The following is a 15609-nucleotide window of genomic DNA, read 5'->3' on the forward strand; positions in this document are numbered from 1 at the left end:
CGTTGCGAGCACTGGACTGTTATCGCTCACAGCACGCCCTCGCGAGCGACGCGGAACGAATGTGGGCAAAGTCACATTGACGCCCGTCCGACCGTCGCCCGACCCACCGCGCAGCGGCTCATCCGATGCGGCTCATCCGATGGACCGCTCGACCAGACGCGCGGCGAGCCCGCTGTCCACGTCGGCCACGACCCTGACCCCTTCGTCGAGCCATTCGACCCGCTCGACGTGCCCGTACTCGCGCACCTGCGAGAGCAGGGAGCCGGCCGAGTACGGCAGCAGCGCCTCGACGTGCACGCCGGGCACCGGCAACAGGGCCTCGACCGCGTCGCGCAGCCCGTCCAGCCCCTCGCCGGAGTATGCGGAGACGATGTGTGCGTCCGGCTCCAGCGAGGCGAGCCGGCCCAGCGTGGACTCGTCGCACCGGTCCGACTTGTTGAACACGAGGATGCGCGGGATCGAGCCGGCGCCCTCGATGTCGGCGAGCACCTCGTTGACCGCGTCGATCTGGGAGAACGGGTCCGGATGCGAGCCGTCGACGACATGCAGGATCACATCGGCCTCCCCCACCTCCTCCAACGTGGACTTGAACGCCTCGACCAGCTGCGTGGGCAGGCGGCGGACGAATCCGACCGTGTCGACGTAGGCGTACAGGCGCCCGTCCCTCGCCTTGGCGCGGCGCACGGCCGTGTCCAGCGTGGCGAACAGCGCGTTCTCGACCAGTTCGCTGGAACCGGTCAGCCGGTTCGTCAGCGACGACTTGCCGGCGTTGGTGTATCCGACGACCGCGACCGTGGGCAGCCCGTAGCGGCGGCGGGAGCCGCGCTTGACCTCGCGCGCGGGCGCCATCTCGCGGATCTGCCGACGCAGCCGGGCGATGCGCGTGCGGATCACGCGGCGGTCCATCTCGATCTTCGTCTCGCCCGGACCCCTCGACCCGATGCCCGCGTCGGCGCCGGCCGCGCGGCCGCCGGCCTGACGGGACAGCGAGCCGCCCCATCCGCGCAGACGCGGCAGCATGTACTCGAGCTGGGCGAGCTCCACCTGCGCCTTGCCCTCGCGGCTGGTGGCGTGCTGGGCGAAGATGTCGAGGATCACGGCGGTGCGGTCGACGACCTTCACCTTGGCGGCGTCCTCCAGTCCACGGCGCTGGCTCGGCGGCAGGTCGTCGTCGACGACGATGGTGTCGGCCTCCTCGCGCGCCACGATGTCGGCGATCTCGCGCGCCTTGCCGGAACCAACGTAGGTGGCGGCGTCGGGCTTGGCGCGATGCTGCAGCAGACCGTCGCACACCACGGCGCCGGCGGTCTCGGCGAGCGCGGCGAGCTCCCTCAAGGACTCCTCCGCCTTGGCCTGCGTGGTGGATGCGCTCGACCACACGCCGACGAGCACGACGCGTTCCAAGCGCACCTTGCGGTACTCGACCTCGGTGACGTCCTTGAGCTCGCCGAGGCCGGCCACATGCTTCAGCTGGTTGCGGGATTCTCGCTCCTGCCACTCCTCGTCATGGCTTTCATGCCATGAGACGCCTTCGCCTCCCCCTTCGATCAGCACCTCGGACGCTTCGGCGAGCACGTCGCCGTGCGTGTCCTGGTCGGTCTCGTCTGCGTACATCCCCATGGGTTCGGCGTCGCGGGTCAATGCCACCTCTTTTTCACGCGTTGCGTGGTATCACGATTGAACTATGGTTCCTTATTATAACGACGACGAGTCGAACCATACGAAGCACACAACGAAGCACACGAACACGGCAGGTGAACGATCATGACGGAACAGTATTTCTCGGCCGACCCCTCCTCGAAGGACGTGCGACGCACGCTCAGGGTGACGCTGCGCGGGCATGAGGCGACGGCGCAGGTCTCCAACGGCGTGTTCTCCGCCTCCCGCGTGGACCTCGGCACCTCCGTGCTCCTGAGGCACGCGCCCGAACCGCCCCGAACCGGCGACCTGCTCGATCTGGGCTGCGGATGGGGGCCGATCGCCCTCGCCCTCGCCCTCGAGTCCCCCGAGGCGCGCGTCACGGCCGTGGACGTCAACGAGCGCGCGCTGGATCTGACGCGCGTCAACGCCGAGGCCAACGGCTGCGCGAACGTGCACGTCACGCAGACCGACGAGTCCGGCGCCCCCCTGCCGGCCGCCGGCCAGCCGGCGGGATGCGAGCCGGTCGACGACGACGCGGCCTTCGACGCGATCTGGTCGAACCCGCCGATCCGCATCGGCAAGGAGGCGCTGCACACGCTGCTCATGACCTGGCTGCCGCGCCTCAAGCCGGACGGCGCCGCCTATCTGGTGGTGCAGAGGAACCTCGGCTCGGATTCGCTGATCCCGTGGCTCGCCGACGCGCTCGGCGAGGGGTTCGCGGTGTCCAAGTACGCAAGCTCCAAGGGCTTCCGTATCATTGAGGTTTTGCGAAACAACTAACGATGGCGGGCGGTGGCCCGCCGTGAGCCCCGTGGGAGGGGCGGAAAGTCAGCGGGAAGTTTAGGGAATGCGTTTCGAATATCCGTCCGAACTGCCGGTCTCGGCCGCGCGCGATGAGATCGCGCGGGCCGTTCGTTCGTCCCAGGTGGTCATCGTCTCCGGCCAGACCGGTTCGGGAAAGACCACGCAGCTGCCGAAGATCCTGTTGGAGCTCGGCCGCGGCTCGCACGGCAGGCAGATCGTGCACACGCAGCCGAGGCGCATCGCGGCCCGCACGGTGGCCGAGCGCATCGCCTCCGAGATGGGCGTGCGCCTCGGCGACGAGATCGGCTATCAGGTGCGGTTCACCGACGAGAGCTCGCCGAGCACGCGCCTGAGGGTCGTCACCGACGGCATCCTGCTCGCGCAGATCCAGCGCGACCCGCAGCTGAGCCGCTACGACACGATCATCATCGACGAGGCGCACGAGCGCAGCCTCAACATCGACTTCCTGCTGGGATACCTGACGGCCCTGCTGCCGAAACGGCGCGACCTGAAGCTGGTCATCACCTCAGCGACCATCGACTCGGAGAAGTTCCAGCGTCACTTCGAGGAGGCGCTGCACGAGAAGGTGCCGGTCATCGAGGTGTCGGGACGCACCTACCCGGTGCAGGTGCTCTACGAGCCGCTCGGCACGGCGCCCGCGCTGATGCGCGAGGTGCCCGGTTTCGCGACCGGCGCGCGTCCGGGCGACGCCGACTACGAGGAGCTGTCCACCGCGATCGCCGACGACGGCTCCGACTCGCCCCGCGCCGGCAGGTCCGGCCGCGGCGGCAACGGCAACGCCAACTCGCGGTTCGCCGACGACTCGATCACCGACATGCCCACGGCCGTGGCGCGCGCCTGCGCCGAGCTGGTGATCCACTCCTCGCACGAGCGCGGTCCGCGCGACATCCTCGTGTTCGCTTCCGGCGAGCGCGACATCCACGAGTTCGAGGCGGCGCTGCGTCATCATTACGGCCCGCGCGCCGACGACATGCGTCGTCCGGACGCGATCGAGATCATGCCCCTGTTCGCCAGGCTTTCGGCGGCCGACCAGCACAAGGTGTTCGAATCGCATACGCATCAGCGCATCGTCATCGCCACGAACGTGGCCGAGACGTCGCTGACCGTGCCGGGCATCCGCTACGTGGTCGATCCGGGCAACGCGCGCATCTCCCGTTATTCGAAGACCGCGAAGGTGCAGAGGCTGCCGATCGAGCCGATCAGTCAGGCGAGCGCCGACCAGCGGTCCGGCCGATGCGGCCGTGTGGCGGACGGCATCGCGATCCGCCTGTATTCGCGCGAGGACTACGAGACGCGCCCGCGCTTCACCGAGCCGGAGATCCTGAGGACCTCGCTGGGCGCGGTGGTCCTGCACATGCTGTCGGTGGGCGTGGCGCGCACCGCCGAGGACGTGACGCGCTTCGGCTTCATCGACCCGCCGGACATGAAGGCCGTCTCGGACGGCTTCAACGAGCTGACCGAGCTCAAGGCCGTGGCCCGTCATCGCGGCGAGGTGACGCTCACGCATATCGGACGCCAGCTGGCGCGCATCCCGATCGACGTGAGGCTCGGTCGCATGATCATCGAGGCGGCGAGGACCGCATCCCCGAACACGCTGGCCGCCGTGCTGGTGGTCGTCGCGTTCCTGAGCCTGCAGGACCCGCGCGAGCGTCCGGACGACAAGCGCGAGGAGGCGGACCGCATCCACAACCGCTACGCGGATCAGACCAGCGACTATCTGACGGCGCTCAACATCTGGGACCGCGTGTTCCAGGCGGACGGCGAGCCAAGCAACAACGCGCTGCGCCGCATCTGCAAGACCGAGTACTTCAGCTGGCTGAGGATGCGCCAGTGGAAGGATCTGGTCTCCCAGCTGAGGCAGATGTGCCGCGAGATGAAGTTCAAGGTGGGCGATCCCCTGCCGTCCACGCGCGCCGGACTGGAGATCCGCCAGCTGCCGATCAACCAGCAGGCGGCGCATTCGCTGTGCTGCGCGTGGGACGCGGACGGCATCCACAAGTCGATGCTCGCGGGCCTGCTGTCGATGATGGGCATGCAGGTGGTGCGCGAGCCGAAGGCGTCCGACTACGCGAACCTCAAGGGCGCGGCGAGGGCCCGCGCCCTGAAGCGCGCGCAGAAGATGTCGAAGAACGACTATCTGGGCGCGCGCGGCACGCATTTCGCGCTGTTCCCCGCCTCGGCCGTCGCCAAGACGACGCCGAGCTGGGTGATGTCGACCGAACTGGTGGAGACCTCGCGACTGTGGGCGCGCTATTCGGCCGCGATCGACCCGGCGTGGGCCGAACCGCTGGCCGGCACCCTCACGCGCACGACGTACGCGGAGCCGCACTGGTCCGGTTCGCGCGGTTCGGCCGTGGCGAGCGCGAAGGTGCTGCTGTACGGCCTGCCGATCGTGCAGGACCGCACCGTGCAGTGGGGCCGCATCAACCCGCCGGAGGCGCGCGACTTCCTGATCCGTCAGGGACTGGTGGAGGGCGACATCCAGCAGCGGTTCAGCTATGACGAGTTCGTGGCGAAGAACCTGAAGCTCCTCGAGGAGGCCGCGGACGACGCGAACCGCACACGTCAGGTCGCCGAAACCGTGTCCGACGAGGACCTGTTCGACTTCTACAACGCCGTCATCCCCAACGACGTGACCTCCGTGGCCGCGCTCGCGCAATGGTGGAAGGGCGTGCACGACGAGAACCCGAAGCTGCTGGACTTCGACCCGGAGAAGGTCGAACGCCTCCAGACGGCCGACGCGGTCAGCCTGAACGACTACCCGGATCACTGGCACACGCTCGGCACGGACGGCCAGCCGATCGACCTGAGGCTCAGCTACATCTACGATCCGAGCGACGAGAACGACGGCGTGACCGTGCATGTGCCGCTCAAGGCCCTCTCTCGCCTGACGCCGGACCAGTTCACCTGGAACGTGCCCGGTCTGCTCGACGAGCTGATCCTCGCGATGATCAAGGCGCTGCCCAAGCAGCTGCGCGTGCAGTTCGTGCCCGCGCCGGACGCCGCGAGGAAGATCCGCGCGTGGATCGACGACCACTACCCGTGCCTGCCCGGATCGGGCGACATGCGCAAGCCGAACACGCCGCCGGATGACGTGACCTCCTGGCCGGATCTCGCGCATGTGTTCACGCAGGCGTCGATCGCCGTGCTGGGCGCGCAGATCCACCCGGAGGTGCTGGGACCGGATCTGATCGCGCGTCTCCAGCCGTACCTGAAGATGACGTTCGTCGTCGAGGAGCGGGTCGGCGGGCGATCCTCCGGACGTCCCGGACGCGGCCGGACGCAGGTCAGAACGCTCGGCAGATCCAAGGACCTGAAGGCGCTGCAGGTGAAGTTCGCCGCCGAGGCCAAGGAGTCGGCGCGCAACATGGTGCGCAAGCAGGCCGACAAGGCCGGCGACGCGGGCCGTCTCGTCGAACGCGCCGACCTGCTGCACAAGGCGGGCGCGACCACCGAATCACGCGCCTCGATGCTCTGGCGCGGCGCGCTGGACGCGCTGAGGCTCCCCTCCGACCGCATCTCCTCGCGCTGGCTGGGTGCGGAGGCGCTGATGCTCGCCTCCGCGCCGTACAAGTCGACGAAGGAGCTGGTCGAGGACCTGCAGCTCGCCGCCGTCAAACGGCTGCTGCCGGACGTGGACCGGCTGCCGGACGACGACGCGCTGGCGAACGCGGTGCTCGACGTGCGCGAGGTGTTCGAGGACACGGTCTATCAGGTCGCGCACGACGTGATCGCGATCCTCAAACGCTACGCCGAGGTCGACAAGGCCGTCTCCGGCAAGGCCGACCTGCCGATGCTCTCGGTGCTCCAGTCGATCCGGGAGCATATCGCGACGCTCGTGTTCCCCGGCTTCGTCGGCGCCGCTCCCCCGGCCGCGCTCAAATCCATCGAACGCTACCTCCACGCCGACCTCATGCGCCTGAACAAGGCGAAGCAGGACAAGAACCGCGACGTGCGCTGGGCGTGGGAGGCCGACGAGGCGCGCCAGCTGGTCGACAAGGCCACGGCCGCCGCGAAGCGCGAGCCGGCGGGGCCCTCGCACGAGCGGATGATGAAACGGGCCGACGAGGCGCGCTGGATGCTCGAGGAGTTCTACGTGAGCCTGTGGGCACAGGAGCTCGGCACCCCGAAGCCGGCCAGCCTCAACCGCATCAAGAAGGCGCTGGCCGCCTAGGAGCGCCCTAGGTTGGCTAGGACACGACCCTAGGTTGGCCTGCCCCGATACAATACGACAGCACGAAAACGGATAAGGAGAAACATTCATCATGGCATTGACCAAGAAGCAGATCAAGCAGCTGCGCGGCATGGCGAACAGCCTCAAGCCGCTCATCAACATCGGCAAGAACGACATCAGCGACTCGCTGGTCAAGCAGACCAGCGAGACCCTCGCCAAGCGCGAGCTGGTGAAGATCAGCGTACAGGACGGTTCCGGCCTCGACGCCAAGGAGGCCGCCGACAAGCTCGCCGGTCAGGTCGGCGCCGAAGTCGTGCAGACCATCGGCAACCGGTTCGTCCTGTTCCGCCGCTCGAAGCGCGAGGACATCGAACACATCAGCCTCGTGCGCGAGTGACGCGGGGCGGCATGGCTTCGCAGACTGATTCCCGCGCTCTCGACGAGCGCATCCCCGGCAGGCTGATCGGCGCGATCGTCGCGACCGGTTCGCTCGCCTTCATCGGCATCCTCACCGAAACGGTGATGACGGTGCTCTTCCCGCAGCTCATGCGCGAGTTCCATGTGGACACCGCCACCGTGCAGTGGATCACGACGATCTACCTGCTCACGGTGGCCGCCACGATGCCGGTCTCCTCGTTCCTCAAGCGCCGGTTCCGCCTGAAGACGATCTTCCTCGCGGCGGTCGCGCTCGCGCTGACCGGCTCCGTCATCATGATCTTCGCGGGCGCGTTCCCGATGCTCATCGTCGCCCGCATCATCCAGGGCGTGGGTTCGGGCGTCGCGACCCCGCTGATGATGAACATCATCCTCGAGCAGTCGCCGCGATCCAAAATCGGGCGTCTCATGGGCGTCGGATCGCTCGTCATCACGGTCGCCCCGGCCATCGGGCCGACCGTGGGCGGCGCGGTGACGACCGTGCTGCCGTGGCGCGCTATCTTCGTCATCGCGATCCCGCTGATGCTCGTCGCCGCGGTCGTGGGCCTCATGTGCATCGAGCAGAAGTCCCCCACCGAAGCGGCGTACCTTGACCCGTTGCAGCTGACCACGATCGTCGTCGCGCTGGTCGGCATGGTGCTGGGGCTCAATCAGGCCGGCATGGCGGTGAGCGCCGCCGTGTCCGGACAGCCGGTCGGCACCTCGGGCGTGATCGCCGTGGCGAGCTTCGTGATCGGCCTCGCCTCGCTGATCGCGTTCGGATGGCTGTCCCATCGCGCGTTCTCGCCGCTGCTGCGCCTCGGCATCCTGCGTGACCGTGTGGTGCTGCTGCATCTGGTGGCGTACCTCGTCATGCCGATCGTCTCGATCGGCTTCGGCTATGTGATCACCAACGTGGCCCAGCTCTCGCTCGGCACGAACGCGTTCCTCGCGGGCGCGCTGGTGCTGCCCGGCGCCCTGATCGGCGCGGTGTGCGCGCCGCTCGGCGGCTGGCTCTACGACCGCTTCGGCGCGGTCGGACCGGTGCTGGTGCCGTTCGGCATCGCGATCCTCGGCCCGGCGCTGCTGTTTGCGTTCTCGATGCACCTGACCCCGGCGCTGCTCGCCGGCTTCTACTTCATCTTCGGGTTCTTCTTCGCGCTCGGCAACTCGAACGTGATGACCAGCGCGCTGAGCTCGATCCCCCACGAGTTCGCACCCGACGGCAACGCGATCTTCAACACGGCCCTCCAGTTCGGCGGCGCCGCCGGAACCGCCCTGTTCTCGACGATCCTTGCGGTCGCGCAGGCCGGTCACGGCTCGGAGGGCTCCCCCGAATTCATGCACGCGACCGCGGTCGGCGGCTCGTGGGTGTTCGCCGTGATGACCGCCATCTGCGTGATCGGATGGCTGTCGTTGGCCGTCGCCTTCCGCATCCGCGCCTCGCGGCGTTGAATCGAAGCATCCGCGACATCATGAAAGCCCCGGACCATTTCGGTCCCGGGGCTTTCATCGTCTTTCACGACGCCATCGACATTACGCCTGACCGGCCGGAAAGGTCGTCAATCGGTCAGTTCGAGCCCCTGTGCGTCACGGTGCCAAGGGCTTCCCGGATTGCTGCACAGGATGAGGATGCCCTCGACGAATCCCCAGATCATCGCGGCGATCGGGCCCAGCCCGACGAGGATCCAGCCGACCAGCGTGAGCAACAGCTGCGCGACCGCCTTGCCGGTGTAGCCGAGATAGAAGTTGTGCACGCCGAGACCGCCGAGGAAGATGCCGAACAGCCCGGCGGCGAGCTTCGACTTCGTGCTCGTCGGGACGTACGGGCCGTAGCCGTACTGGGGAGCGGCCCCATACGGGGCGCCCGGGGCACCGGGTGCGGCGTACTGGGACCCGGTCGGGGCATATCCGGGGGCGCCGCCGTACGGGGCTCCGTTCGGATCGTATCCCGGAGTGCCATACGGGGTTCCGGAAACGCCGTAACCGGGCGCCGACTGGCCCGGATACGCCGGATCACCCGATTGACCCGTGTATGCACCGCCATTGGACTGTCCGGCGTATTCCTCACCCGATAGGCCCGACTCCGTCTGGTTGCCGTATCCCTGCCCGGCGTATCCCCCGCCCGGTTGGCCGACGTACCCCTGCCCGGCATATCCCTGCCCGTTGTATCCGGAGTATCCGGACTCGCCATAGTCCGCGCCGTCGTATCCGGCCCCCGTCGGCTGTCCCGACTGGGGGTATGACGGCTGGGGCTGGTTGCCCTGACCGTATGCCGGCTGTCCATACGGCTGCTGCGCTCCTGCATTACTCGGGCTCTGATTGAACTGATTCGGATCGCTCATCGCGGCGTCCTCCCTTTCCAGCCGGATCGCCCGACCATGTATGAACATTCCCTGACACATTGTCTCACACATCCGGTTCGCCGAGAAGACCCCCGTATCCTCGTCCTCGTCCACGGATCCCGCCGAGGAGACGCTCCCGGTGGCCAACGGAGGCCAGCCCACAAAGGACGTACGCTGACTCCCGGTCACAGTACGCCAAACGGGGCTTTACACCGATTGCCACCTGTTTTCGTACGCTGACCCGCACCCAGCATACGAATACAGGGGGCAATGTCGGGATAGCCCCGGGAAACGTACGCTGACTGGAGGCCAGCGTACGCGGACCGGGGTCAGCCGTCCGTTGGCCACGGGAAGCGTACGGCGCGGAGGCCAGAAGAGCCCCGAGTCGTTAGCGGGACGGGGGACGCCCAGAAGACCACAAAACGTGTGGGGGTGTGGTCCCTACAGGGACCACACCCCCACACGCCGGATGAAGAAGGAAAGGAAAAGAGAAAGAGGTTTGTCTTGCGCCGTGGGGTCGGAATCATGTGGCGTACCATTCACCCCTGCCGCCTCCCCGCCCCTGATGGAACGGGGACGGAAAACGGCAGCCGGGCGAATCGGAACCGATCCCTACGGGCAAGACCATGTTCAGTTATGTTCCGTGCTTCGGGGTGAATCGCCCATCAAATCCGATGGCCGACCCGCAGTCCAATCGCACGGGTTCAGGTCCCCGGGGGTTGCCCTCCGGCCGTCACAGTCCGACCGGCAGGCAACCCCGGGCTCTCCTATTTCTTGGATCCGACCGCGGTCACCGCACGCTGCAGGACCACGAAGATCAGGATCATGAGGCCGACCACGATGGTCGTCCACTCGGCCGGGACACCGAAGTCGGAGGTCAGCGGGTCGATGATGGAGCGGACCAGGGCGCCGATCACGGAGCCGAGCACGTAGCCGAAGCCACCGGTGATGATCGTGCCGCCGATGACGACGGAGGCGACGGCGTCGAGCTCCCAGCCGACACCCACGGTGTTCTTGGCCGAGCCGATGTTCGCGGTGTAGACGATCGAGGCCAGGGCGGCGAGGAAGCCGGAGGTCAGGTAGATCGAGAACTGCGCGCGCTTGACGGGCAGACCCATGAGCTCCGCGGAGGAGCGGGAGCCGCCGATGGCGTAGATGGTGCGGCCGGTGCGGGTGTGGTGCAGGAAGATGTAGCCGTAGATGACCACGATCACCGCGAGGATCACGCCCACATTGAAGGACAGATCGTTGGAGATCTTCGGGTTGTCGATGATCTTGATCTCGTTGGCGATGAAGGAGAAGTCATTGCCCTCGGGGAAGGTCAGCGAGTCGGTGGAGATGATCGAGGCGAGGCCGCGGGCGAGGAACATCGTCGACAGCGTGGCGATGAACGGCTGCATGTTGAACTCCTCGATGAGGAGCGCGGCGAGCAGGCCGAAGGCCAGACCGATGAGCAGCATGACGATCATGACGACGATCGCCGGGACGCCCGCGTTGGCCATCTTCAGGCCGACGACGGCGGTGATGGCGACGATCGCGCCGACGGACAGATCGATGCCGCCGGTCAGGATCGGCAGGGTCATCGCGACCGCCAGGATGATCAGGTATGCGTGATCGATGAACAGGGAGGAGATGAAGCCCAGACGGATGTAGGTGCCGAACAGCGCCTGTCCCATGATGAGCATCAGGATGAAGATCACCACGGCCGCGATGGTCGGGATCATCTGCGCGTCCATGCGACGCGACTTCTTCGCGGCCTTCTTGGCCGGGGTTGCCGTAGCTGTTGTCATGCTGCCACCGCCTTAGACTGCTGAGCCTTGAGCGCGCGCTTGCGTTTCATTTCCGCGCTCAGGTTATGAACCTTGGGTGCCTGCATCACGCAGATCACGATCACGACGATGGCGAAGAAGGCCGGGGTTGCGGCCGCATCGATGCCGAGGGTGATGATGGTCTTGCGGATCATGGCGATGATCACCGCGCCGATAGCGGAACCGGCGAGGGAGAACTTGCCGCCGAGCAGCGAGGTGCCGCCGATGACGACCGCGAGGATCGCGTACATCTCGAGGTCCTGACCGGTCTTGACGACGTCGACGCGCATCACGGACGCGGTGGCGAACAGGCCGGCGATGGCCGCGAGGAAGCCGGAGACCGCGTAGACGAGGAAGAGGATCTTCTTCGGCTTGATGCCGGTCATGCGGGAGGCTTCGGGGTTGATGCCGACGGCCTCGATCATCATGCCCATCGCGGTCTTGCGGCACAGCAGGCCGACGAGGATCACGATGACCAGGGCGATGATGAAGTTGGCGGGGATGCCGAGGATGAAGCCGTTGGCGATCCAGCGCAGCGGCTCGCCGCCGGCGACGGAGGAGGCGTCGGTGTTCTCGCCGGAGGTGATGACCTTCGCGAGGCCACGGCCGGCGAGCATCATGATCAGGGTCGTGATGAACGGCTGGAGTCCGAGGAACGCGACGAGCGCGCCGTTGACGCATCCGACCACGAGGCCGATGACGAGGGCCAGCAGGATGGCGGCCCACACGTTGACGCCGTTGGTCAGCGCCTGCATCGCGGCGGCGCCGGCGACGGCCATCACGGAACCGACGGACAGATCGATGCCGGCGGTGGAGATGACCAGCGTCATGCCGGTGGCGATCATGAGGTAGCGGGCGGATTCCTGCAGCATCGTGATCATCGGGCCGGCCAGACCGCCGGTGTTGCTGTTCCAGCTCAGCTGGAGGAACTGGTGATCGAAGATGGTGCAGATGATGATGAGCAGGATGAAGGCGAGGACCGACCAGGTGAGGTTGGATCCCAGCAGCTTCTTCACCAGGGCGTTGCCGCCCTTCTTGGCTTCTTCAGCCATCTCACGCCTCCTTTCCGGAGTTGACGTTGGTGTTCGCGATGGTCTCGACGATGGTGGACTGCGAGACGGTGTCGTCGTTCTCGATCTCGGCGATCTTGTGACGGTCCTTGAGGACCTCGATGTCGTCGGACAGGCGCACGACCTCCTCCAGCTCGGAGGAGATGAAGACGACGCCCATGCCCTTGGCGGCCAGGTCGAGGACGACCTGCTGGATCTCGGCCTTGGCGCCGATGTCGATGCCTCGGGTCGGCTCGTCGAGGATGAGCAGCTCGGGGTGCGTCGCCAGCCAACGGCCGATGAGGACCTTCTGCTGGTTGCCGCCGGAGAGGTTCTTGATCGGACGGTCCGGGTCGGCGGGGCGGACGTTGAGCTCCTTCATGTACTTGTCGACGATCTCGTCCGCCTCCTTCTTCGGGATCGGCTTGAACATGCCGCGCGTCGCCTGCAGGGCGATGAGCATGTTCTGGCGGACGGTCAGGTCGCCGATGATGCCCTCGTCGCGGCGGTTCTCGGTGGAGTACGCGATCTTGTTCTTCAGGGCGGTGTACGGGTCGTTGATGCTCACCTGCTTGCCGTTGAGCTCGTAGGTGCCCGAATCCGGCTTGTCCGCTCCATAGAGCAGACGGCCGAGCTCGGTGCGGCCGGAACCCAGCAGGCCGGCGAAGCCGACGACCTCGCCCTTGTAGATGTCGAGGTCGACCGGGTTTATGGTGCCCTTCTTGCCGAGGCCCTTGACGTCGACGATCGGCTTCTCGCCCGGGGTGATCTCGCGGCGCGCCTTCTTGGCGCCGATCTGCGAGAGCTCCTCGGCGGACTTGCCGATCATCATGCCGATCAGCTCGTCGCGCGGAGTGTCCTTTGTCATGACCTCCTTGATGAAGTGGCCGTTGCGCAGGATGGTCAGACGGTCGGTGATCTCGTAGATCTGGTCGAGGAAGTGGGAGACGAACAGGATCGCGACGCCGGAGTCGCGCACCTTGCGCATGATGGCGAACAGGTCCTGCACCTCGTTGGCGTCGAGGGAGGAGGTCGGCTCGTCGAGGATCAGCACCTTGGCGTTGATGACCATGGCGCGGGCGATGGCGACCAGCTGCTGCATGGCGATGGAGATCGAGCTCAGCGGGGTGTGGGGGTCGATCTTCTCAAGACCCATCTGCGCGAGGTACTGCTTGGCGGCCTCGTGGGTCTTCTTCCAGTCGATGCCGAAGGGGCCGCGCTTCTCGTGGCCGAGCATCACGTTCTCGCCGACGGAGAGGTTGGTGCACAGGTTGACTTCCTGATACACGGTGGCGATGCCGGCGTTCTGCGCGTCCAGCGTGCCGTTGAACTGCTGCGGCTTGCCGTCGACGACGATGGAGCCGGAGTTGATCTTGTACACGCCCGTCAGCGCCTTGATCATCGTCGACTTGCCGGCGCCGTTCTCACCCATGAGGGCGTGGACCTCACCCGGGTAGAGGGTCAGATCGACACCGTCCAGAGCCTTCACGCCCGGGAACTCGATCGTGATGCCCTTCATCACGACGATAGGGGTTTTGTCTGTCATGTCTTTGCCTTTGGAGAAAGGGGATTGTTACCGTTTTGTGATATTTCGGCCCGACATGGATGATGGTGTGGAGGAAACCCTCGCACACCATCATTCATGTCTTGTCGTCTGTCACAGGTTCGGCCGGAGCCGAATCAGCAGATCGAAAATCCGTAAGGACGGATCAGTACTGGCGCTCGCCGGAGTCGAGAGCGGCCTGAGCCTCGTCCTTGGTGAAGGTCTTGGACTCGATCTCGATGTTCTTCTCGACGTCCTTGCCATCCAGGTAGTCCTTGACGGCCTGGGCGGTCTCCTTGCCGAAGATCGGGTTGTACTCGATGTCGAAGGCGAGGTCGCCGTCGGCGACGGCCTGCAGGGCGGCCTTGGTACCGTCGTTGCCGATGATCGTCACCTTGCCCTTGAGGCCGGCGGCGTCGACGGCCTGGGCGGCGCCGAGGGCCATCTCGTCGTTCTGGGCCCAGATCCAGGAGACACCCTGGGACTTGTACTTGTCGAGCAGGCCGGCGGTGACGGTCTTGGCCTCATCGGTGGACCAGTTGGCGGACTGGGACTCGAGGACCTTCTGCTTGGAGTCGATCTTGGAATCGAAGCCCTTCTGGCGGTCCTTGACGACGGACAGGCCGGCGGGGCCCTCGAGGACCAGACCGTTGGCGCCGTCCGGGTAGGTCTTGTTGAGGAACTCGGCGGCCTGCTGTCCGCACCACTCGTTGGACGGTCCGATGTGGGAGACGATGGCCTTCTTGGCCTCGGCGTCCTTGACGTCCACATTACGGTCGACGGTGAAGACCGGGATCTCGGCCTCGGCGGCCTTCTTCAGGGAGTCGTCCCAGCCGGAGTCCTCGGTGGAGGACAGGATGATGGCGTCGACCTCGTCGTTGACGAACTTGCTGAAGGCCTGGATCTGCTTCTGCTGATCGTTGTTCTGGGTCGGCGAGTAGATCAGGTCGAAGCCGGCCGCCTTGAAGGCGGACTTGATGTCGTTCTCGTTGGCGGTACGGAAGCCACCCTCCGGGCCGACGGCGACGAAGCCGACGGTCTTCTTGCCGGAATCGCTGCTGCCGGAGCCGGACGCGGAACCACAGGCGGCGACGCTGACCAGAGCCGCGGCGGACGCGACGAGCGCGACGGCCTTCTTCCAATTCTTCATGGTGTACTCCTCCTCGAGTGTTTTCGAGTGCGAGGTTCGTTCCTCGCTTTGTTTTCCTTGATGACGTTCTGTCATCGACAGTGACCAGTATGAACCAAACATCACGCCTGTTCAATCTATGGCGATAACGATTCGATAACAGCTTGATAACAAATTGATAACATCGTTTTGTGATCGCCTGATATCGGCGCGGTTATGCGGTTTTCGAGTGATAATGGGGGTGCCGTAACGAGGCGCCGAAGCCCCTACAACGTAAGGGCGATGGCGCCCGTCGAGTGGCGTGGTAACAGTCGGCGTCAGCCGCCGTTACCAGGCAGCATCCAACGCAACATGAAAGGAACCCTTCATGGATACCGTTTTCCTCATCCTCAAGCAGGTCGATGGCATCAAGCATCTGGCCGGCGTCGCCTCCACCATCGGCGACGCAGCCGATCTGCTGGCCAAGTGGGAGCCGGAGTGCCCGGACAACTTCAACTTCCTCGGCACCGAGGAGGTGTATGGCGTCAAGCGCCACCTCTTCAACATCCCGTTCAACATGCAGTACCTCATCTACGAGGTGCCGCTGAATTCCGAGGTTCCCCAGGAGCTCTTCAAGAGCGAGTACGGCGGCATCTGATCCGCCGGGCCGCTTCCGCAGCCCGCCTCCATCAAGCCCCGCAC

The 15609-nt window shown here is 66.0% G+C and carries 11 protein-coding genes; 5 read left to right on the plus strand and 6 right to left on the minus strand.

Features of this window, described 5'->3' with window-relative positions:
- Positions 1-132: 132 nt before the first annotated feature.
- Complete coding sequence (hflX, locus tag CSQ85_RS02970; RefSeq protein WP_150382800.1) at positions 133-1620, minus strand: GTPase HflX; 1488 nt, start codon at positions 1618-1620, stop codon at positions 133-135.
- Between the two features lie 144 nt (positions 1621-1764).
- On the opposite strand from hflX, the gene CSQ85_RS02975 reads away from it, so the two are divergent.
- The 4 genes from CSQ85_RS02975 to CSQ85_RS02990 all read left to right on the plus strand — a co-directional run bounded on the left by CSQ85_RS02975 (position 1765) and on the right by CSQ85_RS02990 (position 8509).
- Positions 1765-2421, plus strand: coding sequence for a class I SAM-dependent methyltransferase (locus CSQ85_RS02975; protein WP_150382801.1), 657 nt, complete (start codon positions 1765-1767; stop codon positions 2419-2421).
- A 67-nt stretch (positions 2422-2488) separates the two neighbouring features.
- Positions 2489-6640: a DUF3418 domain-containing protein gene (locus CSQ85_RS02980; protein WP_150382802.1), complete on the plus strand. Its 4152-nt coding sequence runs from the start codon at positions 2489-2491 to the stop codon at positions 6638-6640.
- 91 nt (positions 6641-6731) lie between these two features.
- Complete coding sequence (locus tag CSQ85_RS02985; protein ID WP_107042154.1) at positions 6732-7037, plus strand: YhbY family RNA-binding protein; 306 nt, start codon at positions 6732-6734, stop codon at positions 7035-7037.
- 11 nt (positions 7038-7048) lie between these two features.
- Positions 7049-8509, plus strand: a complete 1461-nt coding sequence (locus CSQ85_RS02990) for an MFS transporter (protein WP_150382803.1) — start codon at positions 7049-7051, stop codon at positions 8507-8509.
- 107 nt (positions 8510-8616) lie between these two features.
- On the opposite strand, the gene CSQ85_RS13340 is transcribed toward CSQ85_RS02990, so the two are convergent.
- The 5 genes from CSQ85_RS13340 to CSQ85_RS03015 form a co-directional block, all read right to left on the minus strand.
- Positions 8617-9399 carry a TM2 domain-containing protein gene (locus CSQ85_RS13340; RefSeq protein ID WP_223846798.1) on the minus strand — a complete coding sequence of 261 codons (783 nt, stop codon included), beginning with the start codon at positions 9397-9399 and terminating at the stop codon, positions 8617-8619.
- 767 nt (positions 9400-10166) lie between these two features.
- Positions 10167-11189 (minus strand): ABC transporter permease, encoded by a 1023-nt coding sequence (locus CSQ85_RS03000; RefSeq protein WP_107042156.1) that lies wholly within the window; start codon positions 11187-11189, stop codon positions 10167-10169.
- Positions 11186-12259, minus strand: coding sequence for an ABC transporter permease (locus CSQ85_RS03005; RefSeq protein ID WP_107042157.1), 1074 nt, complete (start codon positions 12257-12259; stop codon positions 11186-11188). The genes CSQ85_RS03000 and CSQ85_RS03005 overlap by 4 nt, the downstream gene beginning before the upstream one ends.
- Before the next feature lies 1 nt (position 12260).
- Positions 12261-13802 carry a sugar ABC transporter ATP-binding protein gene (locus CSQ85_RS03010; protein WP_150382804.1) on the minus strand — a complete coding sequence of 514 codons (1542 nt, stop codon included), beginning with the start codon at positions 13800-13802 and terminating at the stop codon, positions 12261-12263.
- A gap of 163 nt (positions 13803-13965) precedes the next feature.
- Positions 13966-14949 (minus strand): ABC transporter substrate-binding protein, encoded by a 984-nt coding sequence (locus CSQ85_RS03015; protein WP_150382805.1) that lies wholly within the window; start codon positions 14947-14949, stop codon positions 13966-13968.
- Positions 14950-15295: 346 nt separating this feature from the next.
- Here CSQ85_RS03015 and CSQ85_RS03020 point away from each other — a divergent pair, with 346 nt between their 5' ends.
- Positions 15296-15565 carry a hypothetical protein gene (locus CSQ85_RS03020; RefSeq protein ID WP_150382806.1) on the plus strand — a complete coding sequence of 90 codons (270 nt, stop codon included), beginning with the start codon at positions 15296-15298 and terminating at the stop codon, positions 15563-15565.
- Positions 15566-15609 lie beyond the last annotated feature (44 nt).

Origin of the sequence: Bifidobacterium rousetti (assembly GCF_008698235.1) — a bacterium.
GTDB classification, from domain to species: domain Bacteria; phylum Actinomycetota; class Actinomycetes; order Actinomycetales; family Bifidobacteriaceae; genus Bifidobacterium; species Bifidobacterium rousetti.

Coding starts and splice junctions, on each gene's coding strand:
- hflX (WP_150382800.1), bottom strand. CDS start 1,620: ATGGGGATGTACGCAGACGAGACCGACCAGGACACGCACGGCGACGTG.
- CSQ85_RS02975 (WP_150382801.1), top strand. CDS start 1,765: ATGACGGAACAGTATTTCTCGGCCGACCCCTCCTCGAAGGACGTGCGA.
- CSQ85_RS02980 (WP_150382802.1), top strand. CDS start 2,489: ATGCGTTTCGAATATCCGTCCGAACTGCCGGTCTCGGCCGCGCGCGAT.
- CSQ85_RS02985 (WP_107042154.1), top strand. CDS start 6,732: ATGGCATTGACCAAGAAGCAGATCAAGCAGCTGCGCGGCATGGCGAAC.
- CSQ85_RS02990 (WP_150382803.1), top strand. CDS start 7,049: ATGGCTTCGCAGACTGATTCCCGCGCTCTCGACGAGCGCATCCCCGGC.
- CSQ85_RS13340 (WP_223846798.1), bottom strand. CDS start 9,399: ATGAGCGATCCGAATCAGTTCAATCAGAGCCCGAGTAATGCAGGAGCG.
- CSQ85_RS03000 (WP_107042156.1), bottom strand. CDS start 11,189: ATGACAACAGCTACGGCAACCCCGGCCAAGAAGGCCGCGAAGAAGTCG.
- CSQ85_RS03005 (WP_107042157.1), bottom strand. CDS start 12,259: ATGGCTGAAGAAGCCAAGAAGGGCGGCAACGCCCTGGTGAAGAAGCTG.
- CSQ85_RS03010 (WP_150382804.1), bottom strand. CDS start 13,802: ATGACAGACAAAACCCCTATCGTCGTGATGAAGGGCATCACGATCGAG.
- CSQ85_RS03015 (WP_150382805.1), bottom strand. CDS start 14,949: ATGAAGAATTGGAAGAAGGCCGTCGCGCTCGTCGCGTCCGCCGCGGCT.
- CSQ85_RS03020 (WP_150382806.1), top strand. CDS start 15,296: ATGGATACCGTTTTCCTCATCCTCAAGCAGGTCGATGGCATCAAGCAT.